This is a genomic window from Microlunatus sp. GCM10028923 (assembly GCF_042666975.1).
Classification (GTDB): Bacteria; Actinomycetota; Actinomycetes; order Propionibacteriales; family Propionibacteriaceae; genus Microlunatus.
The window spans coordinates 33,523-58,146 of record NZ_JBHTFF010000020.1 but is presented as its reverse complement, the minus strand read 5'-3'; the positions used below and the strand labels follow the sequence as shown (position 1 = coordinate 58,146).

Sequence of the window (24,624 nt, the reverse complement as noted above, 5' to 3'; positions counted from 1 at the left end):
GGGCCGTGATCAGAGCCAGCCCTTGACCTCGGCCCGGCGCGCCGCCTCCACCCGGTTGCTGGTGCCGAGCTTGCGGATCGCGTTCGACAGATAGTTGCGTACGGTCCCCGGCGACAGGTGCAGCCGGTCCGCGACGGCGCTGATCGACGCCCCGTCGGAGGCGGCCCGGAGCACGTCGCGTTCCCGTTCGGTCAGGGGGTTCTCGCCGTCCCGGACCGCGGTGATCGCGAGGTCGGGGTCGATCACCCGCTCGCCGGCGGCGACCTGCCGGACGGCCTCGGCCAGCTCGGACGCCGGGGCGTCCTTGAGCAGGAAGCCGACCGCGCCGGCCGTCATCGCCCGCCGCAGGTAACCGGTCCGGCCGAACGTGGTCAGCATGATGATCTTGGTCCCGGGCAGCTGCCGGGTCAGCTCGGCGGCCGCACTGATCCCGTCGGCGCCGGGCATCTCGATGTCCAGCAGCGCGACGTCCGGCCGCGCCGTCAGGGCCACCGGCACCACCTCGTCGCCGCGGGACGCCTCGGCGACGATCTCGATGTCGCCCTCCATCGCGAGCAGCGCGGACAACGCGCCGCGGACCATCGCCTGGTCTTCGGCGATCAACACCCGGATGATCATGGAACCTCCGCTTCGGCCGGCACACAGACCCGGAGCCGGAAACCCGGCCGCAGGTTCTCGATGGTCAGCGTGGCCCCGTCGGCCTGCCGGACCCGTTCCGCCAGTCCGGCCAGTCCGCTGCCCGTTCCGGCCGCGGCCGGGACGCTCCGGGCGGGGTCGGCCGGGCCGCGGCCGTCGTCGTCGACCTGCAGCCGGACCAGCCGGCCGGACCGGGTCAGTTCGATCCGGCAGGAGGCCGCGCCGCTGTGCCGGACCACGTTCGTCACGGCCTCCCGGACGGCCCAGGCCAGGACGACGTCGTGCGGTACCGGCCCGCTCCCGAGTTGATCATCGATCACGGTCTCGATGCCGGCCGACTCGAGCAGTTCGCGGGCCCCGTCGAGCTCGGCGACCAGCACCGGGCGGCGGTAGCCGGCGACCGCCTCGCGGACCTCCCGCAGGGACCGCCGGGCCACCGCGTGCGCGTCCGTGATCTCGGCCCGGGCCCGGACCGGATCGGTGTCGATCAACCGCTCGCCCAGCTCGGTCTTCAGGCTGATCAAGGAAAGGCTGTGCCCGAGCAGGTCGTGCAGGTCCCGGGCGAACCGCAGCCGCTCCTCGGCCACCGCCAGCTCGGCCAGCCGGCGCCGGGCCGTGATCAACTCGGCCAGGTTCGCCGTCTGCCCGATCGTCGCCGCGCCCCACAGTCCGAGCAGCCCGGCCGGCAGGCCGAGGAACGACAGCCCGTACGGAAAGCCGAGGACGAACAGCACGACCAGCAGCACCACCACGCCGACGTACGCCTCCCGGGCCGGCAGCATCACGCCGACCGCCATCCCGACGTGGAAGAAGAGCGAGAGCCACTGCGGCCCGGTGACCTCGGCGAGCATGATCAACAGGACCGCCAGCCCGAGGATCAGACCCCGGCGCAACCACAGCTCGGCCGCGCTCGGCGGCCCGATCAGCAGCCGGGCGGGGCGCAGCCAACACATCAGGTACGTGAAGCCGGCCGCGAACAGGGCCGCGCCGCCGAGGCTGATCATGGACGTCGGCAGCGTCGGCCCGGCCTCGACGGCGGCCCGGATCGGGTAGCCGAGCAAGATCAGACTGAGCGGCGCCAGCACCTGCCACCAGTGCCGGTAGAACCGCCGCGGCAGCGATCGCAGCTCGGACCCGCTGATCACGCCGGTCGCCGCTTCCGGATCCGACCCCACGGCTTGAAGACCGCAAGCACCATCGCGATCGTCAGCGCGGTGGGCGAGACGATCGGCGGATAGATGATGTTGCTCAGATCCGCCGTCGCGGTGGGATCGGCGGCCAACAGCCGCCCGTACGCGCCGAGCTCCTGTACGCCGCCGAGCAGGGCCAGCGGCACCAGCGCGGTCAAGATCAGATTCAGCACGAGCTTGATCAACACCCACCAATAGCGGGCGATCCCGTACCGCGAACCCCAGCCGAGGAAGATCCCGGTGATCAGACAGACCAGGCCGGTGCAGAGCAACGGCAGCACGGTGATCGTCTCCAGCGCCTGGAACAGCGACGCGGCCAGCTGCGGATCGTCGGTGGTCAGGCCGGTGAAGACCGCGAACGCCATCGCCACGTCCAGCCCGAGCCAGATCCCCGCGGACATGATGTGCAGCAGCAGCACGAGCTTGCGTACCGGGGTCTTGAGCCGCAGCCGGATCGGTGACCCGGCCGCCGTCGTGGTCGCCATCTCGCCCTCCTCGCTGACGCCAACCCTGCCCGCCTCCCGGATGAACCGGCCAGTGATTTCTGTCATGCCGAAATCCTCGCCGCGCGGGACGTCGCTGTCGTCGGCCCAGCAACGGCTGTCGGCTCAGCATCCGGCGCAGGACGGCGGCCTGCCACTACGTCTCCCGACGTAGCCGGAGATTTCTTGCGCGCCGATGTCGATCTCGGGAATCGGCCGTTCGTCGGTGGGGCAAAGCAGGTTTCCGGAGGGAGATTTCCGATGTCGTACACAGCAACCAGGACCGTGGCGGCGCCGCCCAGGAGCGTCACGGCCGGCCTCGTCCTGGGCCTGGCCTGCGCGGCCGATGCCATGGTCGGGCTGGACATGGCGATCGTCAACGTCGCGCTGCCGTCGATCCAGCGCGAGCTCGGCGTCGGCCAGGGCGTCGTGCAGTGGGTGATCGTGGCCTACGGGCTGCTGCTCGGCGGCTTTCTGCTGTTCGGTGGGCGGCTGGCCGACCAGTTCGGCCGGAAGCGGGTCTTCCTCGCCGGCCTCGCCGTCTTCACCGGCTCCTCGCTGCTGGCCGGGATCTCCGCCGAGGCGTGGCAGCTGATCGCCGCCCGCGGGATCCAGGGCTTCGGCGCCGCGCTGATCGCCCCGACGGCGCTGTCGCTGCTCGCGGTGGCCTACCCGGAAGGACGGCAGCGCAACCGATCTCTTGGCGTCTTCGCGGCCGTCGGCGGCGTCTCCGGTTCCCTCGGGGTGGTCGCCAGCGGGCTGCTTACCGGCGGGCCGGGCTGGCGCTGGGGCTTCCTGATCAACGTCCCGGCCGGGCTGGTGATGATCACGCTCGCCGCCGTCTTCCTGACGTCGGACCGGGTGGGTCGCCGGACCGCGCGGCTCGACACGGCCGGCGCGGCGACCGTCACCGGCGGCCTGCTGCTCCTCGTGTACGCGCTGCACCATGGCGCCACCCACGGCTGGCTCGCCTGGTCGACCCTGGCCCTGGGCGCGGCGGCCGTGGCGTTGCTCTACGTCTTCGTACGGATCGAACGCCGCACCGCCAACCCGCTGGTCCCGCCGTCGACCTGGCGGAAGCGGACCCTGATGGTGGCGAACGCGGCGGCGTTCCTGACCACCTGCGCCTTCCTCTCCTTCATCTTCATCGCCTCGCTGCTGATGCAGCAGGTGCTCGGCTACTCGCCGCAGCTGACCGGCGTGGCCTGGCTGGCCACCACGGCGACGATCTTCCCGGTGGCCATGATCGGCGGCCGGCTGACCGCCCGGCTCGGGGTTCGGCCGCTGCTGATCATCGGCCTCGGACTGTTCGCCGTCGGGGCGGTCTGGCTGACCCGGGTACCCGCGACGGGCAACTACTGGACCGACCTGCTGCCCTCGTTCCTGGCCGCCGGGATCGGCTTCGGACTGTGCGTACCGGCACTGCAGGTCGGCGCGCTGGCCGGGGTCCCCGAGGAGGACTCCGGGCTGGCCTCCGGCCTGGTCGAGACGATGCGCGAGGTCGGCGGAGCCGCCGGCGTGGCCGCCGTGTCGACCGTCCTGGTGGCCGGCGCCGGCCTGGCCGGCTTCCACCTGGCCTTCCTGTTCATCGGCATACTGGCGACTCTCGCGCTGGTCACTGCCGCCATCGGGTTCGCCGGACGGCGAGCCTGACCATCCGATCCGAGGAGACTGAGATGACCATCGAGAACGCACCAGAACCCGTGATCGCCGACCGCGCCACCTTCGAGACCGAGCTGGCCGAACTGCGGCTCCGCGAGAAGGCCCACACCAAGGCCGGCGACGCCCTGGCCGCGGCCCGGCGCCGGCTGCCCGTGGTCGAGGTCGACCCGGCCACCCCGCTGATCGGCGCGAACGGACCGGTGCCGCTGATCGACACCTTCGAGGGCCGGCAGCAGCTGATCACGTACTACTTCATGTGGTACCCGGGCCGGTCCGCCGCCGATCAGTGCGAGGGCTGCACCTGGAACAACACGCAGCTGGACGAGCTGTCGTACGTGCACTCCCGGGACATCACCTACGCGGTGTTCTGCCAGGGGCCGTACGAGGAGAGCGTCCGCTACCACGACTTCATGGGCTGGACGATGCCCTGGTACTCCGCCCAGCAGTCGCTGGACACGCTGCTGGTCGGGCGCCAGGCCGGCATGATGCACGTGGTCTGTTACCTCCGGCGCGGCGACCGGGTCTTCGAGACCTACTGGACCAGCTGGCGCGGGGTCGAGGCCGTCGACATCAACTACCGGCTGATGGACCTCACCATCTTCGGGCGCCAGGAGCCGACCGAGGATTCCCCCGAGGGCTGGCCGCAGTCCCAGAGCAACACGTTCCGCACCGACGGCCGGCCCATCGCCCAGTGGTCACGGATCCACGCCGGCCGATCGGACGACCTGACCGGCGGACGGTCACCGGCACCGGCGCCCGTCGCGGAATCGGATTCCCACGGCTGTGGCGCGTGTGGGTGAAGCAGCCGATGTCAGCAGTAGGAGAACCGGAGGTGTCATGAAGTACGTCTTGCTGATCTGTGACGACGAGGTCGATCCGCCCTCGACGGAGGAGATGGCCGCCGATCCCGTGCACGACGGCTGGGAGGCGAAGGTCCGCGGTGTCGAGCTGTGGGGTGCGCGGCTGCGGCCGACGGTCAATGCGACGACGATCCGGGTCCGCGACGGAGACGTGCTCGTGTCCGACGGGCCGTTCGCCGAGACCAAGGACTTCGTCGGCGGGGTGGTCGCCATCGAGTGCGAGAACCTCGACGACGCGATCGAGATCGCGGCCAGTCATCCGTACGCGCGGCGCGGGAGTGTGGAGATCCGACCCGTCTGGGAGTGACGGGGCTGAGTGGTGTGCCAGTAGGTTGGCCCATCATGAGTACGGACAGCAGGCAGGCTCGGGCACGCCCCGAACAGGCCGAACAGGCCGTCCGGGACGGCGCACCCACGGGTACGTCGCCGTACCGGACGGACCTGGAGCGGATCCGCTTCGCACCGTCGTTCTCCCGGCTGGCCGAGGTGACCCAGGTGGTGGCCTCGGCCGCGACCGCCGGCGTCGTGCACAACCGGCTGACCCACACGATCAAGGTCACCGCCGTCGCCCGGGCGCTGGCCGACCGGCTGGTCCGCAGCGAACCCGCCGATCGGTTGCAGGGCCTGGGCGGGCTGGACCAGGTCGTGGTGCAGGCGGCGGCCAGCGCGCACGATCTCGGGCACCCGCCGTTCGGGCACCTGGGCGAGCGGGTGCTGGACCGGCTGGCCCAGCACCGGTTCGGGCTGCACGACGGCTTCGAGGGCAACGCGCAGACGTACCGGATCATCACCGAACTCGAGGTGCGCGGCCCGGGCGACGAGGGGCTGAACCTCACCGCAGCGGTGCGGGCCGCCGTGCTGAAGTATCCGTGGGGCCGGCTGGACGTTCCCGACCCGCATCCGAGCAGCTGGCCGGAGCTGCCGCGCGGCGCCCGGGTCGGGGTCGACGGTCCGGGGTCGGCGAAGTTCTCGGCGTACGTGATCGACCTGCCCGAGCTGATCGCGGCGCGGGCCGCGTTCCCGATGCTCGGGCCTGGCCGGCAGACCGTCGAGTGTTCCGTGATGGACCTGGCCGACGACATCGCGTACTCGCTGCACGACCTGGAGGACTTCCACCGCTCCGGGGTGCTGCAGTTCTCGCCGGTGTCGGCCGAGTTCCGGGCCTGGGCCGCCGACCGGAAGACGTTGGCGGGCCTGGAGCCGGAGTCGGTGCGCGACCTGGACCGCAAGCCGGGTGCCGGGCTGGAGCAGCTGCGGCGCCGGTTGCGGGACCGGGACGGCTGGATGTTCGACGAGGAGCTGTTCGCGGCGGCGGTGGCCCGGGTCGGCGACGAGTTCGTCGACGGCGTTCTGGACCGGCCGTACGACGGGTCGATGGCGGCCGACCGGACCATCTCGGGCTTCACCGGTCGCTGGATCGACGAGTTCATCGCCGCCGTCCGGCTCGACCCCGAGCCGGTGGTCCGCTCCGGCTGGGTCGAGCTGACGCCGGAGGCCTGGCACCGGGTCGCGGTGCTGAAGTTCGTGCACGCCTACTTCATCCTGGAGCGGCCGGACCTCGCCATGTTCCAGCGCGGCCAGGCCGAGATCCTGACCCGGCTGGTCGCCGCCCTGGACGACTGGCTGTCGGACCGACCGGACGCCGGCCGGGCACCGCGGCGGCTGCTCGACCTGGTCCGGGTCGCGACGCTGGCGTACCGGAAGCTGGCGGAGGAACGGCCCGAGTGGCTGGCCGGCCGGACCGGTGACGGCGACCTGGCCCGGATGGGGCGCGGCCGCGGCATCATCGACTACGTGAGTGGGCTGACCGACGAGCAGGCGATCGCGTTCTCGTCGCGGCTCTCCGGTGGCAACAGCATCCTGTGGAGCGGGGCGGTCTGACCTTTGGACGCATTGCAGGAGTTCGCCGCGGCCGCCGGAACGGTGCTGCGGGAGATCGTCAACCGGGCGGTGTCGGTGCAGCCGGCGCCGCCGATCGAAGTGATCCTGGTGATCGCCGCCATCGCCGCGCTGGCGGTGCTGCTCCGGCCGGTCTGGCCGATCACCCGGCTGTTGATCACGATCACCCACGAGGGAGCGCACGGGGTCGCCGCCCTGCTGAGCGGCCGCCGGCTGCACGGGATCCGGCTGCACTCCGACACCTCCGGCGTGACGCTGTCCAGCGGCCGGCCGGACGGGCCGGGCATGATCATCATGCTCGCGGCCGGCTATCTCGGTCCGGCCGTGGTGGGCTTCGGCGCTGCGTTGCTGCTCGCGGCCGGGCGGAGCGTCGGGCTGCTCTGGCTGCTGTTGATCTTGCTCGCGCTGCTGCTGGTGCAGATCCGGAACTTCTATGGCCTGTTGGTGATTCTCGGGGTGGGAGCCGCGCTGGTCGCGATCAGCTGGTACGCGTCGCCGACGATCCAGTCCGGTGTCGCGTACCTGATCACCTGGATCCTACTGATCGCCGCACCGAAGCCGGTGATCGAACTGATCCGGCACCGCAACCATCCGCAGACCGCGGGCTCGGACGCCGCCCAGCTGGCCGGCCTGACCCGCATTCCAGCGCTCGCCTGGTCGGCGCTCTTCCTGGTCGCCAACGTCGCCGGGCTGGTCCTCGGGATCAGCTTCCTGGTGCCGGGGCTGGTCCAGCGCCTGGTCTCCCTGGCCGGCTGAATCCCTGAAAAACAAAGGACTCCCGGCCGGAAGCCGGGAGCCCTGTTCTTGGGGAGGAGGGTGTTTCGATCAGCGGTGCGGGCTGAAGACGCCGTTGCGCTGCGCGACCATGATCAGCTCATCGCGCATCGCCGGGGTGGCGGCGGTGGTGATGGCGCGGTTGATCTCGCGGCGGGTCCGAACAATCTCACGGCGGCTTCGAAGAGCCTTCGCGAGGCGTGACATGCGTGGTCCTTTCACAGGGTTGGTGAGTGGCAGCTTCGGCGTCGAAACTTTCGATTTCGAATTAATCTTACCTCGGCCGACAAGGCGTTCCGAAGCCGGCAGCTATGATCTCGCCCACACGACTGGGAGGAATAGATGCCGCAGGTCGAGGCACGAGTCCGGGTCGCGGTCGACCCCGCGACGGCCTTCGCCGTTTCCCAGACCACCGGGCCGACCAGGCTTCGCTGGGACCCGTTCATCCGGCGCCAGCACTTCCTCGACGGCGCCACCACGGCCGGCCGCGGCGTCCGTACCTTCACCCGGTCCCGGCACGGCCTTTCCATGATCAGCAGGTACGTCTCGTACGCACCGCCGGCGCCGGACCGGGACACCGGCAACGTCGGCATGACCATGGAAAGTGGCCCGTGGTTCTTCGAGACGTTCGGCGGTGGCTGGCGCTTCGTACCGGACGGCGAGGGCGGCACCGTGGCGACCTGGAAGTACACCTTCAGCTGCCGACCGGCCTGGGCCCGGCCGGTGCTGGAACGGATCGGGAGCTGGCTGCTCGGCCGGGACATCCGCCGCCGGATCGCCGGCTTCGCCCGCGGGTGCGGCGATCCCGAGGTACTCGCGGAGGCCCGGTCCGGGCATTAGGGTCGTTGGTCATGGACACCGAACCGCTGGCCCGGTTGCTCCGCAGCGGCCTCGCCGCCCACCCCCGACCCGTGTTCCCCGGCGCAGTGTGTGCCGTCGATCATGGCGGCGAGCGCGATGTGATCATGGTCGGCGACGCCTATCGCTACGCGGATCTGGCCGGCACCCGGGTGCCGGAGGAGCAGCGGACGCCGATGGCCACCGACACCGTCTTCGACCTGGCCTCATTGACCAAGTTGTTCACCGCGATCTTGATCATGCAGCTGGTCGAGCAGGACCAGGTGGACCTGGACGCGCCGGTGGCCGACTATCTCGAGGCGTGGTCGGACCAGGAGCGTTCGGCGGTGACCGTACGGCACCTGCTCACGCACACCAGCGGGCTCGCTGCCGTACTGACGCTGTGGGCCGAGCCGGACCTGGACGCCCGGGTCCGTACGGTCCTCGAGGCGCCACTGGAGACGCCGCCGGGCACCGTCTTCCGCTACTCGTGCGTCGGCTATCTCAACCTGGGCCTGCTCTACCAGGCGATCACCGGCCTGGACCTCGCGCACGCGGTGATCAACCGGATCTGCCGCCCGCTCGGACTGACCGAGACCGGCTATCGCCCGCTGGCCGCCGGGATCGGCAAGGAACGGATCGCGGCGACCGAGATGCGGCCGATCGCCTGGTCCCGGGACCTGCCGCCGGCCGGGCCGGACGAGCCGGCCCAGGACAACCGCGGCATCGTGCACGACGAGAACGCCGCCTCGCTCGGCGGGATCGCCGGCAACGCCGGAATCTTCGGTACGGCCGCCGACCTGCTCACCTTCGGCCGCGCCGTCCTGACCGGACTCCGCGGCGACGCCTCGGCCCTCGGCCTCCGTCCGGAGACCCTGGCCGAGATGGCCCGACCGCAACTGCCGGACGGCCTGAACCCCGATTTCCAACAGGGACTGGGTTTCCGGATCGGCCAGACCGGCTTCATGGGCCGGCTCGCCGACGGCCCGTCGATCGGCCACACCGGTTACACCGGGACCTCGATCACCATCGACCCGTCCCGCGACCTGGTGCTGGTGCTGCTCACCAACCGGGTCCACCCGTCCCGCGAGTGGTCCGAACTCAACCCCTTCCGCAGCCGGATCTCCGACCAGGTCGCCGCCTCCGTCAAGCCCGCGGCTGCGGATCATGCCGGTGAGCCGAGTCGGCCATGAAGGCCCGCTCGTAGAGGTCGTACACCACGGCTGACTTCACGTCGTTGTACCGCCGACCTACCGCTCCGTCGGCGGCGTCGCGCTTCGCGGCGGCGTAGCGGTCCCGATCGGCCGGGTGGGTGCGCAGCCAGCTGAGGAACAGGGCGTGCCGCCGAGGCTCGACTGCACCGGGACCCCACACGTGCAGATTGGCGTTGGGGGTGCCGAAGGTCAGTTGCCGGTGCGCGTCGCCGCCGAGGTCGTCCCGGAAGATCAGCCGGAACCCGACCGCTTCCAGACGCGGCAGGTACGAGCCTTCGTCGGTGACCTCGGGGACGGTCAGATCAAGATCGATCACCGGCTTGGCCAACAGTCCAGCAACCGCGGTCGAGCCGACATGAGCGACCTCCACGACCTGATCAGGAATCGCGTCCTCGATCACCTGCCGCAGGGCCGCATACTCCTTCGCCCACTGCTCTTGGTGCTCCTGCAGCGGACCGGGCTGAACCTGCCGATGCGCGATCCGCTGGGCCTGGCGGGCGGCATTGGCCGACGAGGAGTACGGCCGCCACAGCGGATGGGTCGCCACTGTCGTCTATCGCACCCGGTCAGCCGAGGCGACCAGAGCGATCGAGGGCAGCTTCAAGACTCCGGCTCTCCGGTCCACGGCCGTGAGCTCGCGGTAGGCGGCGCGCAGCCGCTCCCTGCCCGCGGCGTCCTGGTTGCGGAAGGTCTGCCCGATACCGGCGATGCCCGCCTCGACCGCGGCCCAGAGATCGTCCGGCCGGATCTCGAACGTCCACCGCAGTTCCCGGCAATCAACCTGCTCGAAGCCGGCCTCAGCCAGCATCCCGCCGAACCCTTCCGGCGTTCGCTCGAAGTCGAGCGCAGCTGGGAGCCGAGGGGCCGACGAAGGCGAGACACCCGCCTGTGCCATTACGTCGTTCCAGAGCTGATGGAGCGACACAGGCTGCGAGCTCCAGATCGTGGCAACGAGGCGCCCGCCCGAACGAAGACCTCGAAACAGCTCCCTTGTAGCGCTGCGCGGGTCCGGCGCGTGATTGACCACGAAGTTGGCCGTGATCGCCTCGAAGGTCTGATCACGACACGGCAAGCGTTCGATCGAGGCCAGGCCGAAGCCGATCCCAGGATGGCGGCGCGAGGCCAGAGCGATCATCGAAGAATCGCTGTCCAACCCGATCACCGCGTAGCCGCTGTCTTTCGCGGCCGCCGCCACCGTGCCGGGACCCGTCCCGATGTCCAGCAGACGTCGCGACGCGTCACCCGGCCCGAGGCGACGAAGAATCTCGTCGACCGTGCCGGCGCAGAGACCCGCGAAGGAACGTACGTAAACATCTGCGGTGTTCTCCCAGCAGTGAGGCACGATCGCGAACCTAACACCGCGAACGTGCCGAGCCCGTCTCGACAGACCCCGCAGCCGCGACCGTTCATCGTGTCCGCGACCGTTGCACCAGTCGCGGCTGGGTCGAACGGTCGCGGATCCCCTCCGGGTCGGCCGGACGCGCGTCAGGTGTCGGGGTGGTCCGCAGGGGTCGTCGTGACACAGGCGGCGAGGTCCTCGCGGAGCCGACGTTGCCGTTCGCGAGACAGTGGCGAGAAGACCTGCTTCTCAACGGCGCGGATCGCGACGCTGGCCTTCCGCAACAGCGCGCGACCTTCGGCGGTGAGCTCGGTCGGCCGGCTCCGCCCATGGGGAGCCTGATCAGGCCGGGTGAGCAGCCCGTGATCTTGGAGCCGGCGGACGACGAGGTTCATCGACTAGCGGGTGACGAAGGCGCCGCGGGCGAGGTCGGAGTTGGAGAGGCCCGGCTGCCTGGCCGAGCAGCTCGAGGCAGGCGTACTGCGGAACCGTCAGCTCCAGCGGTCGCAGCGCCTCGTCCATCGCCGCGCGCAGGGAGGCGTGCACCTGCTTGAGCACGTAGCCGACCGACAGGTGACATCGAAGGGAAGATCATGAACGGAAACGTCACCTACTTCGAGGTTCCGAGCAGCGACATCGACGCCACGGAACGCTTCTGGGGCTCGCTGTTCGACTGGAGGTTCACGGCGGGGAACTTCCCGGGCTACTCGATGATCCACGGGCCCTCGCCGATGGGCGGCGCGCCGCACGACGACGCCTCCCGGCACCCGCGGATCTACTTCGCGGTCGATGATCTTCAAGCCGCCCTGGCCAGGGTCCGCGAGCTCGGCGGAACGGCCCAGGACCCGGTGACCATCCCGTCGGGCGCGTTCGCCCACTGCACCGACGACCAGGGCGTCGAGTTCAGCCTGTTCCAGGATCCCGTCGCCACGGCCTGACCGGCGGATGTCGCGAATGACCCCCGCTCTGGCCACATCGGGCCGATTTCCGCGGTTTCTGCCCAGAGCGAGGGACCTTCGCGACAACGCCAGCCCGCATCATCAAACCAATCCACCGGCGACCCACGTCAGCATCAGTCCCCGATCCATCCGCGCCGACCGGGCACCAACGCAGCGACGCGCCGCCAGAACGCCTGCTTTTGTGCCCGGTCGGCGGGGTTGTTGGGCGGGGTGGTTGGGCGGGGCCGGTTAGGCGGCGCGGCCGTAGCCGGTGGAGAGGATCAGGCCGGCGCGTTCGAGTTCGGCCTCGACACGGAGGCGTTCGATGTCACGGGCGTGGCCGGCGGTGTCGGTGGCCAACTCGTGCTCGATGCCGAGCATCGCGCAGGTCTGGATCAGCAGCCGGTCGTAGGCGAGGCGGTTGCCGAGTTGGTGGGCGGCCGAGGAGCTGGCGTCGACGGCGATGATCCGGCGGAGTCGGCGCAGGTCGGCGGCCAGGCGTTCGATCGGGATGCCGCACTGGTGCCTGAGTGCGGACACGTTGCGGTGATGCTCGGCCCGCTGTCGTACGACCTCGGCGACCCGCTCCAGCAGGTCGGTCTCGGGAGACTCGAATCGACGGTGCCGCCGCCACCGGGATCCGGCCCACCAGAGGGCCGCCAGTCCGCACAGCAGGCCGGCGAACACCAGATATCCGAGCACCAGCCAACCCACATCTGAACTCTAGGCACGGTGTGACGCACCGCACAAGGAACTTAAGACCCACCCCACGAAGTTGCCCTCCCCCGCTGCGCTCCTCCGAACAACTTCGCGGGGACCCCGGGACATGGCTCTGCCCGGCCGGACATGTTCCGGCCGGGCAGATCCGAGACGATCGACTATCCGGTGCCTTCGTTTCCGTAGACCGAGATGTGCACGTGATCGTAGTGGTTCGCGGAAACCGATCCACGATCCTCCATCGAGCGCCAGCCTTCGCTGCTGCGCTGGACGGTCCAGATCTTCTGGGCGTGGATGACTTCCATGACGCCGAGGGCCTTGGCGTTGTCCTTCAGCCAGTACGCCACCTCCCAGCCGAGGTCGCCGTCCACCATGGCGTCCACGGCGCGGCCGGACGGGTGGTAACCCGATCCGTCCACGACACCGATGTAGTCGGTGATCGACGGGAAGCGAGCGCAGATCGCACGGTGCACGCGGATCGCGTCGTCGGTGAGGCCGTCCTCCATCCCCGAACCACTCGGGCACGGTGCGGACGAGAAGCCGTCGTTGTCGTCCGAGGAACCGCCGTCGTCCTCGCGAGGCTCGGGCTTGGTCTTGGACAGGTACTCGGTGGCCAGCCAGCGCGGCTCGTCGGAGTAGATCACGAGGGTGTAGTCACCCTCCTCGGTCGAGGTTGCCGTGACCTTCGAGCCCTCGGGCAGGACCTTGACGATCTTGCCGTCCGTGTTGGGTTCGATCCGGAGGTTGAGGGCCGTGGTCACGTACCGGTCGCCGACTTCCTCCCAGTCAGTCGGCGCCCGGTACGCATCCTCGGATCCCGAGTCCCCCGACTTCTCCTCCGAGTCCCCAGACTTGTCCGAATCCTCGGACCCGTCACCGGACTGTTGCGACCCCGCTCCCTCGGAGTCGCTGTCCGATTCCTTCTCCTCCTGGGCCTTTTTCTCAGCGGCTTCCTGCTCGGCCTTCTCCTTGGCCGCCTTGTCCTTGGCGGCCTGCTCCTCAGCAGCCTTCTTCTCGGCGGCCTTCAGCTTGGCGGCCTTGTCCTTGGCAGCCTTCTCCTTGGCCGCCTTCTCCTTGGCGGCCTTGTCGTCGGGTGGCGTGGACGGGCGGTCGGTGCTCCGATCCGGCCGGTCCTCGCGGGTGTCGGTCAGCGGTGTCGCTGACGAGGGGATTGGCGGCTCCGCAGTGACTGGCGCCGTTTGGGGCCAATACGCCACAGCAACCCCCGTCGCCAGGGCGCCCGCAACCACGGCCGGAATCCCGATGCGGGCGATCCGGACGAACATGGGCGGTCGCGCCGCGCGGCGGGGTCGTACCACGAAATCTGCCTCCTGCGTTTATCAAACCGTTACCAAACGCTGGCAGTCTAACCACACGGGTGCCGGATTCGGCAAACGTGACCACAAAAAACCTGCAGGAAGTCCTCCGGACCAGGCGTTTCAGTCCTTGGCGGGTACGGGTGCGCGGGGGCTCCTCCGGTACGGCGACACGCTGGGATCACCTTCGATCCAGAACCGCCAGGGCCGCTCCGCCGCGACCGAAACGCCCACCCGCGGACCCGTCGCCACGTCGCGGGCCGGCCGGGCCGCGGGGGTGAGGGTGACCGGGCCGTCGCCGAACAGGTCGGCGCCCCGGTGCTCGCCGTTCAGCCCGAGCGCCTGGGTGAGCCGGCCGGGGCCGCGAGCAAGATCACGATCCTTGGTCGCCGACAGCCGCCGGGACCGGGCCAGCTCGATCCCGTCGATCACCTCGCCGGCCCGGAGCAGCACCGCGGCCGAGCGGCCGTCCGGACCGCAGACCACGTTCGCGGCCCAGTGCACGCCGTAGGAGAAGTAGACGTAGAGGAAGCCGGGCGGGCCGAACATGATCGCGTTCCGATCGGTCCGGCCGCGGTACGCGTGCGAGGCCGGATCGCCGGCGCCGTCGTACGCCTCCACCTCGGTCAGCCGGACCGCGACGTCGCCGTTCCGCAGCACGGCGTTCAGCAGCCGCGGCGCCACCTGCGCGACCGGGCGAGCAAGATCAACCATCGGCGGCGGCGTTCGTCGGGCGGATCATGATCATGATGGTAGCCAGCCGCTAACGTGGGTGGCCCGACGGCGGAGGAGACCCATGTCCATACGCGCAGTGACCCTGATCAACGATGATCCCTCCCGGGCGGTCCGGGCGCTCAGTGAGGTGTTCGGCTGGACGATCGAGAGCGACTTCGGCCGGTTCGCCTCGGTGCTGCCGCCGTCCGGGATCCCGGTCTGGATCAACGCCCCCGCCGAGCCCGGCGCGACCACCAGTCACCTCGTCGTCCACCTGGCCACCGACGATGTCGACGCAGACGCCGCGGCGGCGGCCGGCCGGGGTGCGCGGATCGTCCGCGGCCCGTCCGACATAGAGTACGGCGAGCGCTCCGCCGTCCTCGAGGTCGACGGCGTCCCGGGCGTCAAGTTCGACTTCTCGCACCCGCTCGCGCGCTGACCTTGTCCGCCTAGCTGGTCAGTAGCTCGACCGTTCCGGCCGAACCGTCCACCCGGATCCGGTCCCCGGACGTGATCCGCATGGTCGCCGTGCCGGTGCCGACGACGGCCGGGATGCCGAGCTCGCGAGCCACGATCGCCGCGTGCGAGAGCGGCGCACCGATGTCGGTGACGACCGCGGAAGCCCTGGGAAACAAGGGAGTCCAGCCGACATTGGTGATCGAGGTGACGAGGATCTCGCCCTGCTGCAGGCGATCGCCGTCGGCCGGGTCCATGATCACCCGGGCGATGCCCTCGACCATCCCGCCGGCGCCGGCGAAGCCGGTCACCCTGGCGCCGGTCTCATGATCATCGGCGCGTCCGGGCGCCCACAGGTCGGTCCGCCGGTCCGGCTGGGCGGCCCAGCGGTACGGGTCGAACGGCCCCAGGATCAGGCTCGGCGGAGCGGGCAGCGCCCGGTAGTGGTCGTAGGCGTCCCGGCGTTCCCTGATCAAGATCGCATCGACCGGGGCCCCGCGCAGGGCGGCGACCAGCTCGTCCAGATCGAGGAAGTACGCGTCGCCGCCGATCCCGAGCAACTCGCCGGCCCGCCGGACGAAGTCACGGATCACCCAGAAGTAACGGACCACCTCACTGCGGGTCTGCTCGCGATCCCGGCTCATCTTCGCCCACCGGGCGAGCAGCGGCCGGAGCCGCGCCGCCTGCTTCGGATGGGCCGCCGCCAGCCGGTCCCACGCCTCGCGCTGCCGTTCCTCCTGCCGCGTGATCATGGTGCCGAAGTCGGGCCCGTCCCCCCGTTCGGCGAGCCGCTGCTCGATCCAGTCCGGGTCCTCGGCCGGGCGCGGGCTGGACAGCTCGAACTCGTGCGGGCCGCGGTGGGCGTAGCGCCGGTTGAAGGTCTCCGGGTCGAGCTCGCCGCGGGCCAGTTGATCAAGGCCGGCCACCAGGCCGAGGCTGGCCAGCTGGCCGGCGGCGGCGCCCAGCCCGGAGGTGATCTTGGCCGCCTCCGACTCGCCGACCAGGCGGGCCAGCTTCTCCGGCGTCGTGATCGGTCCCATCCCGGCGCTCCGGGTCGCCGCGGTGAGCATCTCGCTGGCCTGGTCGAGTTCCGACCGGAGGGTGCCGGTCCACAGTGCAGCCAGCGCGATCGGGTCCTCGATCCCGGCGATCTCGGCCCGGCGCCGTTCGCAGAGGGCCGGGTGTTCGGCGACGTACCGATCGATCTTGGGCGCGTTCCGGCGGACCAGGATCCGCATCCCGACCACGATCGGCACCAGGGTCCGGATCGCCCGCGACCGGCTGATCTCCGCCTTCGGGATCGCCAGGTCCTCCGGGATCCGGCCGAACAGGGTGCCGATCATGGACCGGAACCTGGCCTGCCCGACGCCGAACGCGCCGATCAGGCTGGCCTGCATCGACAGGTCGAGGTAGATCCGGCCGGCGATCCTCCCGTACCCGAGGTGGCCGGGGATGCTCGCCGTCGGCATCGTGCTGGCCATGAACAGCTGGACGGCGGACCAGGACGCCGGCGTGAGCACGTCCGGGATCGCCTCGCCCACGTTGGTGTTGGCCCACAGATGATCACTGTCCCGGGCGTCGTTCCACGGATCCGGCCCACGCTCCGGTACGGGCTCGGCGGCGACCGCGGTGACCGGCCGGGACTGCACGATCTGCAGCCGGTCACCGGTCCGGCACCACTCCACGTCGCGCTCGGAGCCGGCCCAGTCGGCCAGCCGGATGCCCAGCTCGGCCAGGGATACCGCCTGCTCGGAAGTCAGCGCCGGCGCGGTCCGCAGGTCGTCCGGGACCGGGCGTTCCTCGGTGCCGCCGTCGGTCAGCACGGTCATGATCGCCTTGTCGGCGACGGTCGTCTCGATCACCGTCCGGTCGCCGCGCCGGACCCGGAGGACGTCGGGCGTGACGGCACCGCTGACCACCGCCTCGCCGAGCCCCCAGGCCGCGTTGATCACCACCTGGTCGGCGGCACCGGTGACCGGGTCGACGGTGAACAGCACGCCCGAAGCGTCCGCCTCGACCAGCCGCTGGACGACCACGGCGAGCGCGACCTGATCATGGTCGATGCCCTGCCGGGCCCGGTAGCCGATCGCCCGCTCGGTCCACAGCGAGGCCCAGCAGTCCCGGACCGCGGCGAGCAGCTGCTCAGGCCCGCGGATGTTGAGGAAGCTGTCCTGCTGACCGGCGAACGAGGCCGACTCCAGGTCTTCGGCGGTGGCGGACGAGCGGACCGCCACCGGCGGTGCGCCGAGGTCGGCGTACGCCTTCTCGATCGCGGTCCCGACCGCCGCCGGCATCGGGCAGGCCCCGAACAGGCCGATGATCTCGGCCGACGCGGCCGCGGTGCTGCTCCGATCGCCCGGCTCGACCCGGGCCAGCGCCGCGTTGATCGGCCCGCGCAGTCCATGCTCCTCGACGAAGGCGCGGTAGGCGTCGGTGACCACATGGAAGCCGTCCGGGACGTCGAAGCCGGCGCCGATCATGGCGGCCAGGGACTCGCCCTTGCCGCCGACGTCGGCCAGTCCGGCACCGGGGTCGGCGAGCTCACGTACGAAGATCATGATCATTCCTTCGGGGGCAGGAGGATGCCGCGGCTCCGCAGATCGTCGGCCGCGTCCTTGACGCGCTCGAGGACGCCCGGATCGAGCAGGCTGGCCCCGCCCAGCCGGGCCGCGATGGCGTCGCCGAGCATGAACGATGCGGCGTTCCAGCTGGCCAGGATCGCCGCGTAGGCCTCGAGATCGTCCACCGGCCGGATCCGGCCGGCCTCGATCCCGGTGACCAGGTTGTTGCGAGCGGTGTCGATCATCCGATCGAACACCCGACGGCTGGCCGCGCCGCCGATCAGCAGGGCCTGGCCGAGATAGCGGGTCATCGCGATCAGCTCCGGATGATCACTGAGGTAGTCGGTGACCGAGTCGATCGTCGTCCCGCCCCGCAGGTAGTCGTCCCGCAGCTTCTCGATGTGGCCCAGGACGTAGTCGTCGCAGTGCCGGATCAGGCCGTCCTTGTTGCCGAAGTGGTGCATGATCAACGCCGGCGACACCTCGGCCCGGGCAGCGATCGCCCGCACCGTCGTACCGCCGAAGCCGGTCCGGCCGAACAGCTCGACCGCGGCCTCCCGAATCCTGGTCAGACCCGAGTCCTCGCTCACCCGACCAGACTAAACATCTGTTCAGCCGATGGTCAACGTCCGTTCATGCGACGTTCATCACCACGACGGCCGACGCCCGCGCAGATCGCCGTGATCCCTGCCAGCACAGCCATCCCGGCGAACACGGCCGCGGTCAGCCAGGCCCAGCCGGGCGAGTGGGCCGGGCCGTGCGGGGCCGCGAACAGCACCGCTCCGAAGGCGGCCGCACCGAGCGCGATGCCGATCTGCTGGGTGGTGGTCAGCACCCCGGCCGCCGTACCGGCGCGCTCCGCCGGCAGCTGCGCCAGCACCTGGCCGAACACCGGGATCATCACCAGGCTCTGCCCCACGCCGAGCATGATCAGCTCCGGCAGCAGGGCCACCCCGCTGAGAGTCGGGTACGTCAGCAGCGACCGCACCGCGATGATCAGGTTGACCACGACCAGGATCGCCGCACCCGCGATGATCACCCGGCCGGCGAACCGCCGGACCAGCCAGGGGATGATCAAGGAGCAGGCCAGGAAGCTGAGCGCGTACGGCGTCAGGACCAGTGCCGCGCCGAGCGGACCGAGCCCGAGCCCGCCCTGCAGTACGAAGCCGATCACCAGGAAGAAGCCGCCCAGACCGAGGAAGAAGGCCAGCGCCGTCACCAGTCCGCGCCGGAACGGTCGCAACGCGAACAGCGACGGCGGCAGCAGCGGCACCCGGCCCGCCGCCTCGATCCGCCGCTCCACGGCGACGAAGATCAACACCGCCGGGACCGCCGCGGCCAGGCTGAGCCAGGTCCACAGCGGCCAGCCCAGCCGCGCCCCGAGGCTGAGCGGCAACAGCAGCAGGACCAAGGGCAGGGCCAGCAGGGCCGCGCCGAGGATGTCGATCTTGACCGCCTGCCCGGTGGTCTCCGGCACCAGCCGGATCGCCAGCAGGGCCAGCAGGGCCGCGACGAAGACCAGCGGCAGGAAGATCGCCCGCCAGCCCAGGCCGCCGAGGTCGTACTCGGCGATCACGCCACCGAGCAGCTGACCGCCGGCCGCCGCCAGGCCCAGGGTCGAGCCGAACCAGGCGATCGCGCGTTGCCGGGCAGCCCCGCTGAAGCTGGCCTGGATCGTGCCGAGGACCTGCGGGGTCAGCAGCGCCGCCGCCGACCCCTGCAGCAGCCGGGCCGCGACCAGGGTCCAGAAGTCCGGCGCGATCGTGCAGCACAGGGTGCCCACCGCGAAGGCCGCCGCTCCGGTGACGAACATCCGGCGCCGGCCGTACCGGTCGCCCAGCCGGCCGCCGGCCACCAGCAGCGCGGCGTACGGCGTGCTGTAGCCGGCCACCAGCAACGGCAGCAGGCCCGGGTCCGCGCCGAGCTGGAGCCCGATCGTCGGCAGCGCGACGTTGATCACGAAGAAGCTCCCGGTGGCCAGGAAGGCGCCGGCCAAGATCACCACCAGGCCCGGAACGCCGCTCCTCGTCCGCTCTCGCGTCGCCGGCCTCGGGGTGCGTCGGAGCGGTCGGGTCAGCAGACGTTCGTCGGTCACGATGATCACCCTGGACTCGCCGGGAACCTGGTACCAGAGCGTCCTCATCCTGGTACCGGAAGCACCTGGAAACCCGTCAGTGCGACGGTGCACGATGGACGCATGTCCACCGCGGTCAGCCGTACCGAACTCGCCGCCTTCCTGCGTTCCCGGCGGGAACGCGTGCAGCCCGAGGAGGTCGGCCTGCCGGGCGGCGGGCGGCGCCGCACGCCCGGGCTGCGGCGCGAGGAGGTCGCCCAGCTGGCCCGGGTCGGGGTCACTTGGTACACCTGGCTCGAGCAGGGCAGGCCGATCAACGCCTCGCCGTCGGTGCTGGAGGCGATCGCCGGTGCGCTGCGGCTGGACGGCGGCGAGACGACCCACCTGTTCACCCTGGCCGGCGCCGCCGCACCGCCCGCCGTCGACGACGCGGCCCAGGTCGATCCGGTGACCCGGCACGTGCTGGATGCGGTCGCGCCGCTGCCGGCCTGCCTGGTCAACACCCGGCTGGACGTGATCACCCAGAACCGGCCGTCGGAGCAGCTGTTCGGCTCGACCCAGGAGCTTCCGCCCGGCCGCCGGAACAACCTCTGGCTGGTCTTCGCCGAGCCGCGCTGGCGAACCATGATGGCCGACTGGGAACTGGAGTCGGCGCATCTGATCGGGCTCTACCGGGCGGCCCTGGCCGAGCACCTCGGCGAGCCGAACTGGCAGGACCTGGTCGACGAGCTGATCGAGATCTCCCCGGAGTTCCGGAGCACCTGGGCGGAGCATCGGGTCGCCCAGCCCGGCGGCCGGACCAAGCTGTTCCAGCATCCGACGGCGGGGCTGCTCCGCTTCCGTACCGCCAGCCAGTGGTTGCAGCCGCGGGCCGGGCTGCGGATGGTGATCTACTGCCCGGTCGACGCCGCCACCGAGCACACCCTGCACCGCTGGCAGCAGGCCGGGCCGAAGCCGTTCACCGACTGGTCCGACCAGGCCCGCTACGGACGCTGCGCCCGGCCGCCGCTGCAGCAGGTCGGCTAGTCGGATTTCTTCAAGCCTGGGCCGGCCGAATGGGGTTGACTCGAGGTCATGAGCACAGAGCACGAGTCCACCGGGCCAGAGCCCAAGACCGCCGCGCCGGCCAGCGTGGCGATGTTCACCATCGACTGCGCCGATCCGGCGCCGCTGGTCGACTTCTACACGAAGCTGCTCGGGATGACGGTCGCTTACCAGGACGAGAACGTCGCCATGATCACCGGCGACGGCGGGCCCGCGATCGGGTTCGGCAAGGTGGACCACTACACGCCGCCGCCGTGGCCGGACGACGACAGCGCCAAGCAGTTCCACCTCGACCTCAAGGTCGACGACATCGAGGCGGTGGCGAAGCAGGCCGTCGAGCTCGGCGCGACCCAGCCGGAGCACCAGCCCGGCGAGACCTGGCGGGTGCTGCTCGACCCGGCCGGCCATCCGTTCTGCCTCGCCCTCTGGCAGAACTGATTCACCTGGTCCAGACAATGTTTCGCGATTAACCAGCGATCTTTCCGGCCGCACGCCGAAACCCACAAGGCCCGAGCTTCCGTTGTGAGGCTCGGGTTTTGTCGCGTCCGGATGGTTGACATCGCCCTGAGCCGGGAGCATGCTGAGCAAAGTTGCACGAATCTTTTCGTCAACCTGCGACACTTTTCGTTCATCGCCGAACAGCAGCCCCGCGACGCCGCGTGGGCCGCGGAAGGGCAGATCATGGCGACATCGCTCACCCCGCTCCCCCGTCGGGGGTTCCTCGGCCTGGCCGCGACGGCCGGGATCGCCGGAGCGGGTGCGCTGGCCGGATGCAACCGGGCAGCCAACAACGGCGGGGCCGGCGGCACCACCCCGCTCAAGTTCTGGAACATGCCGTGGGGCAACACCGAGTTCAACGTGGCCGACGAGAAGATCACCACCGCCTACCAGCCGGCCGAGGGGCTCAACCCCGCGAGCTACCAGGTGATCCAGTGGGCGAACTTCACCCAGACGTTCTCCTCCGCGGTCGCCTCCAACACCGGTCCCGCGGCCAGCTCGGGCGGCGGCACCCAAGCCTTCCAGTTCGAGGCCCAGGGCAAGATCGCGTACGCCGACGGGCTGCTCGAGTCCTGGAAGGCCGACGGTCTCTACGACGACTTCCTGCCCGGACTGATCGACACCATGAAGGTCGAGAACGGGTTCGCGGCGATCCCGTACAACCTCGACATGCGGGTGCTCTGGTACAACAAATCCCTGCTGCAGAAGGCCGATGCGGAACCGCCGAAGGACTGGGCGGGCTTCCTCGAGACCTGCGCCGCGCTGAAGAAGATCGGCGTCTACGGCTACGGCACCGCGGCCGGCTCCGGCGCGTTCACCGGCAGCCACATCCTGGTCAGCTGGATGATCAACAACGGCGGCGGCCTGTTCGGCGCCGACAAGCAGCCGGACATGCTGACCGACGCGAACATCGAGGCGATCGAGTTCGTCCTGGAGTGTGTCAGCAAGGGTTACGTCGACCCGGCCAGCCCGACCTACACCAGCGACAACGCGCAGTCGCAGTGGAAGGCGCAGAAGTACGGGATGGGCTTCGACACCGCGGGCCTGGCCAACAACGTCGGCGGCGACATCGCGAAGCAGCTGACTGTCGGCAGTCCGCTGACCAGCCCGGCCGGGACGAAGGGCATGCTCTACTTCCCGAACAACATCATGATGTACACCAACACCCCGAGCCAGCCGGCGACCGAGGCGTTCCTCACCTACTACTACAAGAACATGGCGCCGCTCTGGACCGAGAACACCGGCATCGGGCTGCCGCCGCTGAAGTCGATCACCGAGACCGAGGGCTTCCGCAAGGACGCCAACGCCGTCAAGGCGATCACCGAGTACCAGCCGATCGCCCGGACCTGGGCGGCACCCGGCTCGGACGCCCTCTTCCTCGGCGTCACCACGGTCGACGGGACGCCGGCGATGGACACCTTCACCCAGTCCGTGCTCGGCGGCAAGACCACGGCCCGGGACGCGCTGACCAAGCTCCAGGACGCCGTCGCCAAGGCGATCAAGGCGCAGGGCTGAACGGCGGGTGTCGGACGTGGCCCGCCCAGCCCCGCAACCCCAGACCCCGAAGTCGCCGACCTCGCAACCCACGCCGGCGCCGGTAACGCCCGCTGCGCCAGGCCTGGCCAAGGGTTTGGACCGAGCTCGCCGGGGCGTCGGAATGGCCGGCCCCGGGCCGCGGCCGATCGTCCGCCGCCGCGGCGTGCGGCGGTCGGTGATCACGCTGGTGCTGCTCGCCCTGCCGTCGTTGATCTTGCTCCTGTTGATCAACCTGTATCCGCTGCTCTACGCAGGCATGCAGTCGGTCCGGGCCGGCAACCTGATCAGCCTGGGCCGGTTCGTCGGGCTGGACAACTATGCCGACGTGCTGCAGAACCCGGACTTCTGGAGCTCGGCGCTGTTCACCGTGATCTTCACCGTGACCGGCGTCTTCGGCAGCTGGGTGATCGGCCTGGCCCTGGCGATGCTGCTGCGGACCAAGATCCCGGCCGGCGGCGTGTTCAAGGTGCTGCTGCTGTTGCCCTGGGTGGTCCCGATCGTGGTGTCGGCGACCTCCTGGAACTGGCTGGTGGCCACCCCGCAGAGCCCGCTGCCGATGCTGGCCGAGGCGATCGGCTTCGGCAACGTCTTGTTCCTCGCCGACCCGCTGCTGGCCAAGATCACCGTCTGCGTGTTCAAGGTGTGGATCAGCTTCCCGTTCATGATGATGATGATGAGTTCGGCGCTGGCCGGAGTCGATCATGGTGTGTACGAGGCCGCGAAGGTGGACGGGGCGACCGGCTGGCAGGCGTTCCGGACGATCACGATGCCGTTGATCTCCCGCTCGACGTACATCAGCTGGATCCTGATGACGATCTTCTGCGTGAACGACTTCCCGACGATCTTCCTGCTCACCGGCGGCGGCCCGGTCAACGCGACCACCTCACTGGTGGTGCTGGCGTACCGCACGGTGTTCCAGAACTTCCAGACCGGTCCCGGGGTCGCGATCGCGTTCCTGATGACGCTGGTCCTGGTCGTGATCTCGGTGGTGCTCTACCGGCAGATCAGGAAGGTGACGATCGAATGACCGAGACCGTACGCGAGCGCAGCCGGAGCCGCCGGGCGCCCCTGGACGAGCGCGGCCAGTGGTGGCGGTTCGTGCTGGTCCTGTTCATCACCGCAGTGACCGTGATCCCGATCGCCGCCGTGGTCTACCTGTCCCTGCTGCCCGGCCTGGGCAGCGCCAGCACCGGCATCACGCTGGAGAACTTCGTCCTGGTCTTCAGCCAGACCAACGTCGACTACTGGCTGGAGAACAGCCTCGGCGTCACGATCGTCACGGTGATCATCTCGCTGGCCGTCGCGGCGCCGGCCGGCTACGTGCTGTCCCGGGTACGGAACCGGCTCGTCTCCGGCTATTCGCTGACCCTGTTCATCGTGCAGTCGCTGCCGGTGGTGACGGCCGTGATCCCGCTGTTCATGCTGTTCTCGACGCTCGGCCTGGTGGACAACCTGGGCGGCGTGACGATCATCTACGTCGGCTCCACGCTGTCGGTGGCGATCTGGATGATGGCGGCCTACTACGACTCGATCCCGATCTCGCTGGAGGAGGCGGCCTGGATGGACGGCTGCTCCCTGTTCGGCGGCTTCGTCCGGGTGGTGCTGCGGAACGCGCTGCCGGGCGTGCTGTCGACGGCGATCTTCTGCTTCCTGCTGGCCTGGAACGACTACCTGATCTCGGTCGTGTTCCTGCGTTCCGACGTCAACTACACGCTGCCGGTCGGCCTGCAGACGTTCTTCCAGCAGAACGCGACCAACTGGGGCCCGGTGATGGCGGTGGCCGTGATCATGATGCTGCCGCCGGTGATCTTGTTCGCCGCGCTCAACCGGTACTTCAGCGTCGGAGGCATCGGCGGTGCCCTGGCCGGCCGCTGACC

General features: G+C 70.2%; 27 protein-coding genes. 14 read left to right on the top strand and 13 right to left on the bottom strand.

Annotation, left to right across the window (positions count from 1 at the left end; genetic code table 11):
* Nucleotides 1–9: 9 nt before the first annotated feature.
* The 3 genes from ACFQU4_RS33915 to ACFQU4_RS33905 are packed head-to-tail and all read right to left on the bottom strand — an operon-like array spanning nucleotide 10 to nucleotide 2,377.
* Nucleotides 10–618, bottom strand: a complete 609-nt coding sequence (locus ACFQU4_RS33915) for a response regulator transcription factor (protein ID WP_377500797.1) — start codon at nucleotides 616–618, stop codon at nucleotides 10–12.
* Nucleotides 615–1,811: a sensor histidine kinase gene (locus ACFQU4_RS33910; protein WP_377500795.1), complete on the bottom strand. Its 1,197-nt coding sequence runs from the start codon at nucleotides 1,809–1,811 to the stop codon at nucleotides 615–617. The genes ACFQU4_RS33915 and ACFQU4_RS33910 overlap by 4 nt, the downstream gene beginning before the upstream one ends.
* Nucleotides 1,778–2,377, bottom strand: a complete 600-nt coding sequence (locus ACFQU4_RS33905) for a hypothetical protein (protein WP_377500793.1) — start codon at nucleotides 2,375–2,377, stop codon at nucleotides 1,778–1,780. Before ACFQU4_RS33905 ends, ACFQU4_RS33910 begins: the two co-directional genes overlap by 34 nt.
* A 192-nt stretch (nucleotides 2,378–2,569) precedes the next feature.
* Here ACFQU4_RS33905 and ACFQU4_RS33900 point away from each other — a divergent pair, with 192 nt between their 5' ends.
* The 5 genes from ACFQU4_RS33900 to ACFQU4_RS33880 are packed head-to-tail and all read left to right on the top strand — an operon-like array spanning nucleotide 2,570 to nucleotide 7,485.
* The gene (locus ACFQU4_RS33900; RefSeq protein WP_377500791.1) at nucleotides 2,570–3,961 is read left to right on the top strand and encodes an MFS transporter; all 1,392 of its coding nucleotides are present in this window, start codon (nucleotides 2,570–2,572) and stop codon (nucleotides 3,959–3,961) included.
* 23 nt (nucleotides 3,962–3,984) lie between these two features.
* The gene (locus tag ACFQU4_RS33895) at nucleotides 3,985–4,770 is read left to right on the top strand and encodes a DUF899 family protein (RefSeq protein ID WP_377500789.1); all 786 of its coding nucleotides are present in this window, start codon (nucleotides 3,985–3,987) and stop codon (nucleotides 4,768–4,770) included.
* 37 nt (nucleotides 4,771–4,807) lie between these two features.
* On the top strand, nucleotides 4,808–5,137 hold the full coding sequence (locus ACFQU4_RS33890) for a YciI family protein (protein WP_377500787.1): 330 nt from the start codon (nucleotides 4,808–4,810) through the stop codon (nucleotides 5,135–5,137).
* Nucleotides 5,138–5,172: 35 nt separating this feature from the next.
* Nucleotides 5,173–6,711 carry a deoxyguanosinetriphosphate triphosphohydrolase family protein gene (locus tag ACFQU4_RS33885; RefSeq protein ID WP_377500785.1) on the top strand — a complete coding sequence of 513 codons (1,539 nt, stop codon included), beginning with the start codon at nucleotides 5,173–5,175 and terminating at the stop codon, nucleotides 6,709–6,711.
* Between the two features lie 3 nt (nucleotides 6,712–6,714).
* The gene (locus ACFQU4_RS33880) at nucleotides 6,715–7,485 is read left to right on the top strand and encodes a M50 family metallopeptidase (RefSeq protein WP_377500783.1); all 771 of its coding nucleotides are present in this window, start codon (nucleotides 6,715–6,717) and stop codon (nucleotides 7,483–7,485) included.
* Nucleotides 7,486–7,554: 69 nt separating this feature from the next.
* Here ACFQU4_RS33880 and ACFQU4_RS33875 read toward each other — a convergent pair whose 3' ends face one another.
* Nucleotides 7,555–7,710: a hypothetical protein gene (locus ACFQU4_RS33875; protein ID WP_377500781.1), complete on the bottom strand. Its 156-nt coding sequence runs from the start codon at nucleotides 7,708–7,710 to the stop codon at nucleotides 7,555–7,557.
* A 135-nt stretch (nucleotides 7,711–7,845) separates the two neighbouring features.
* Here ACFQU4_RS33875 and ACFQU4_RS33870 point away from each other — a divergent pair, with 135 nt between their 5' ends.
* Entirely contained in the window at nucleotides 7,846–8,343 is a 498-nt protein-coding gene (locus ACFQU4_RS33870; protein WP_377500779.1) for an SRPBCC family protein, read from the top strand.
* An 11-nt stretch (nucleotides 8,344–8,354) separates the two neighbouring features.
* Nucleotides 8,355–9,533 (top strand): serine hydrolase domain-containing protein, encoded by a 1,179-nt coding sequence (locus ACFQU4_RS33865; RefSeq protein WP_377500776.1) that lies wholly within the window; start codon nucleotides 8,355–8,357, stop codon nucleotides 9,531–9,533.
* Here the strand turns inward: ACFQU4_RS33865 and ACFQU4_RS33860 are convergent.
* From ACFQU4_RS33860 to ACFQU4_RS33850, 3 genes are all read right to left on the bottom strand, one after another.
* Nucleotides 9,487–10,101, bottom strand: a complete 615-nt coding sequence (locus ACFQU4_RS33860) for a GrpB family protein (RefSeq protein ID WP_377500774.1) — start codon at nucleotides 10,099–10,101, stop codon at nucleotides 9,487–9,489. The genes ACFQU4_RS33865 and ACFQU4_RS33860 overlap by 47 nt on opposite strands.
* Before the next feature lie 6 nt (nucleotides 10,102–10,107).
* Nucleotides 10,108–10,896, bottom strand: a complete 789-nt coding sequence (locus ACFQU4_RS33855; protein WP_377500772.1) for a class I SAM-dependent methyltransferase — start codon at nucleotides 10,894–10,896, stop codon at nucleotides 10,108–10,110.
* 143 nt (nucleotides 10,897–11,039) lie between these two features.
* Entirely contained in the window at nucleotides 11,040–11,288 is a 249-nt protein-coding gene (locus ACFQU4_RS33850; RefSeq protein WP_377500770.1) for a hypothetical protein, read from the bottom strand.
* 198 nt (nucleotides 11,289–11,486) lie between these two features.
* Here ACFQU4_RS33850 and ACFQU4_RS33845 point away from each other — a divergent pair, with 198 nt between their 5' ends.
* On the top strand, nucleotides 11,487–11,831 hold the full coding sequence (locus ACFQU4_RS33845) for a VOC family protein (protein ID WP_377500768.1): 345 nt from the start codon (nucleotides 11,487–11,489) through the stop codon (nucleotides 11,829–11,831).
* Between the two features lie 249 nt (nucleotides 11,832–12,080).
* On the opposite strand, the gene ACFQU4_RS33840 is transcribed toward ACFQU4_RS33845, so the two are convergent.
* From ACFQU4_RS33840 to ACFQU4_RS33830, 3 genes are all read right to left on the bottom strand, one after another.
* Nucleotides 12,081–12,545, bottom strand: a complete 465-nt coding sequence (locus ACFQU4_RS33840) for a hypothetical protein (RefSeq protein WP_377500766.1) — start codon at nucleotides 12,543–12,545, stop codon at nucleotides 12,081–12,083.
* 164 nt (nucleotides 12,546–12,709) lie between these two features.
* On the bottom strand, nucleotides 12,710–13,834 hold the full coding sequence (locus ACFQU4_RS33835; RefSeq protein ID WP_377500764.1) for an SH3 domain-containing protein: 1,125 nt from the start codon (nucleotides 13,832–13,834) through the stop codon (nucleotides 12,710–12,712).
* A 153-nt stretch (nucleotides 13,835–13,987) separates the two neighbouring features.
* The gene (locus ACFQU4_RS33830) at nucleotides 13,988–14,578 is read right to left on the bottom strand and encodes a DNA-3-methyladenine glycosylase (protein WP_377500762.1); all 591 of its coding nucleotides are present in this window, start codon (nucleotides 14,576–14,578) and stop codon (nucleotides 13,988–13,990) included.
* 82 nt (nucleotides 14,579–14,660) lie between these two features.
* On the opposite strand from ACFQU4_RS33830, the gene ACFQU4_RS33825 reads away from it, so the two are divergent.
* Nucleotides 14,661–15,017, top strand: a complete 357-nt coding sequence (locus ACFQU4_RS33825; RefSeq protein WP_377500760.1) for a VOC family protein — start codon at nucleotides 14,661–14,663, stop codon at nucleotides 15,015–15,017.
* A 10-nt stretch (nucleotides 15,018–15,027) separates the two neighbouring features.
* On the opposite strand, the gene ACFQU4_RS33820 is transcribed toward ACFQU4_RS33825, so the two are convergent.
* Genes ACFQU4_RS33820 through ACFQU4_RS33810 form a run of 3 tightly spaced genes read right to left on the bottom strand, consistent with a single transcriptional unit; the run spans nucleotide 15,028 to nucleotide 19,690 of the window.
* Nucleotides 15,028–17,592: a PEP/pyruvate-binding domain-containing protein gene (locus ACFQU4_RS33820; RefSeq protein WP_377500758.1), complete on the bottom strand. Its 2,565-nt coding sequence runs from the start codon at nucleotides 17,590–17,592 to the stop codon at nucleotides 15,028–15,030.
* Nucleotides 17,593–17,594: 2 nt separating this feature from the next.
* Nucleotides 17,595–18,185, bottom strand: coding sequence for a TetR/AcrR family transcriptional regulator (locus tag ACFQU4_RS33815; RefSeq protein ID WP_377500756.1), 591 nt, complete (start codon nucleotides 18,183–18,185; stop codon nucleotides 17,595–17,597).
* A gap of 32 nt (nucleotides 18,186–18,217) precedes the next feature.
* Nucleotides 18,218–19,690 (bottom strand): MFS transporter, encoded by a 1,473-nt coding sequence (locus ACFQU4_RS33810; RefSeq protein WP_377500754.1) that lies wholly within the window; start codon nucleotides 19,688–19,690, stop codon nucleotides 18,218–18,220.
* 102 nt (nucleotides 19,691–19,792) lie between these two features.
* Here ACFQU4_RS33810 and ACFQU4_RS33805 point away from each other — a divergent pair, with 102 nt between their 5' ends.
* The 5 genes from ACFQU4_RS33805 (at nucleotide 19,793) to ACFQU4_RS33785 (ending at nucleotide 24,622) form a co-directional block, all read left to right on the top strand.
* A complete protein-coding gene (locus ACFQU4_RS33805; protein WP_377500752.1) occupies nucleotides 19,793–20,695 on the top strand; it encodes a helix-turn-helix transcriptional regulator in 903 nt (300 codons plus the stop codon).
* A gap of 48 nt (nucleotides 20,696–20,743) precedes the next feature.
* Entirely contained in the window at nucleotides 20,744–21,151 is a 408-nt protein-coding gene (locus ACFQU4_RS33800; RefSeq protein ID WP_377500750.1) for a VOC family protein, read from the top strand.
* A 243-nt stretch (nucleotides 21,152–21,394) separates the two neighbouring features.
* Nucleotides 21,395–22,726, top strand: coding sequence for an ABC transporter substrate-binding protein (locus ACFQU4_RS33795; RefSeq protein ID WP_377500748.1), 1,332 nt, complete (start codon nucleotides 21,395–21,397; stop codon nucleotides 22,724–22,726).
* Nucleotides 22,727–22,868: 142 nt separating this feature from the next.
* Nucleotides 22,869–23,774, top strand: coding sequence for a carbohydrate ABC transporter permease (locus ACFQU4_RS33790; protein WP_377500746.1), 906 nt, complete (start codon nucleotides 22,869–22,871; stop codon nucleotides 23,772–23,774).
* Nucleotides 23,771–24,622, top strand: coding sequence for a carbohydrate ABC transporter permease (locus ACFQU4_RS33785; RefSeq protein ID WP_377500744.1), 852 nt, complete (start codon nucleotides 23,771–23,773; stop codon nucleotides 24,620–24,622). Before ACFQU4_RS33790 ends, ACFQU4_RS33785 begins: the two co-directional genes overlap by 4 nt.
* Nucleotides 24,623–24,624: the final 2 nt, after the last annotated feature.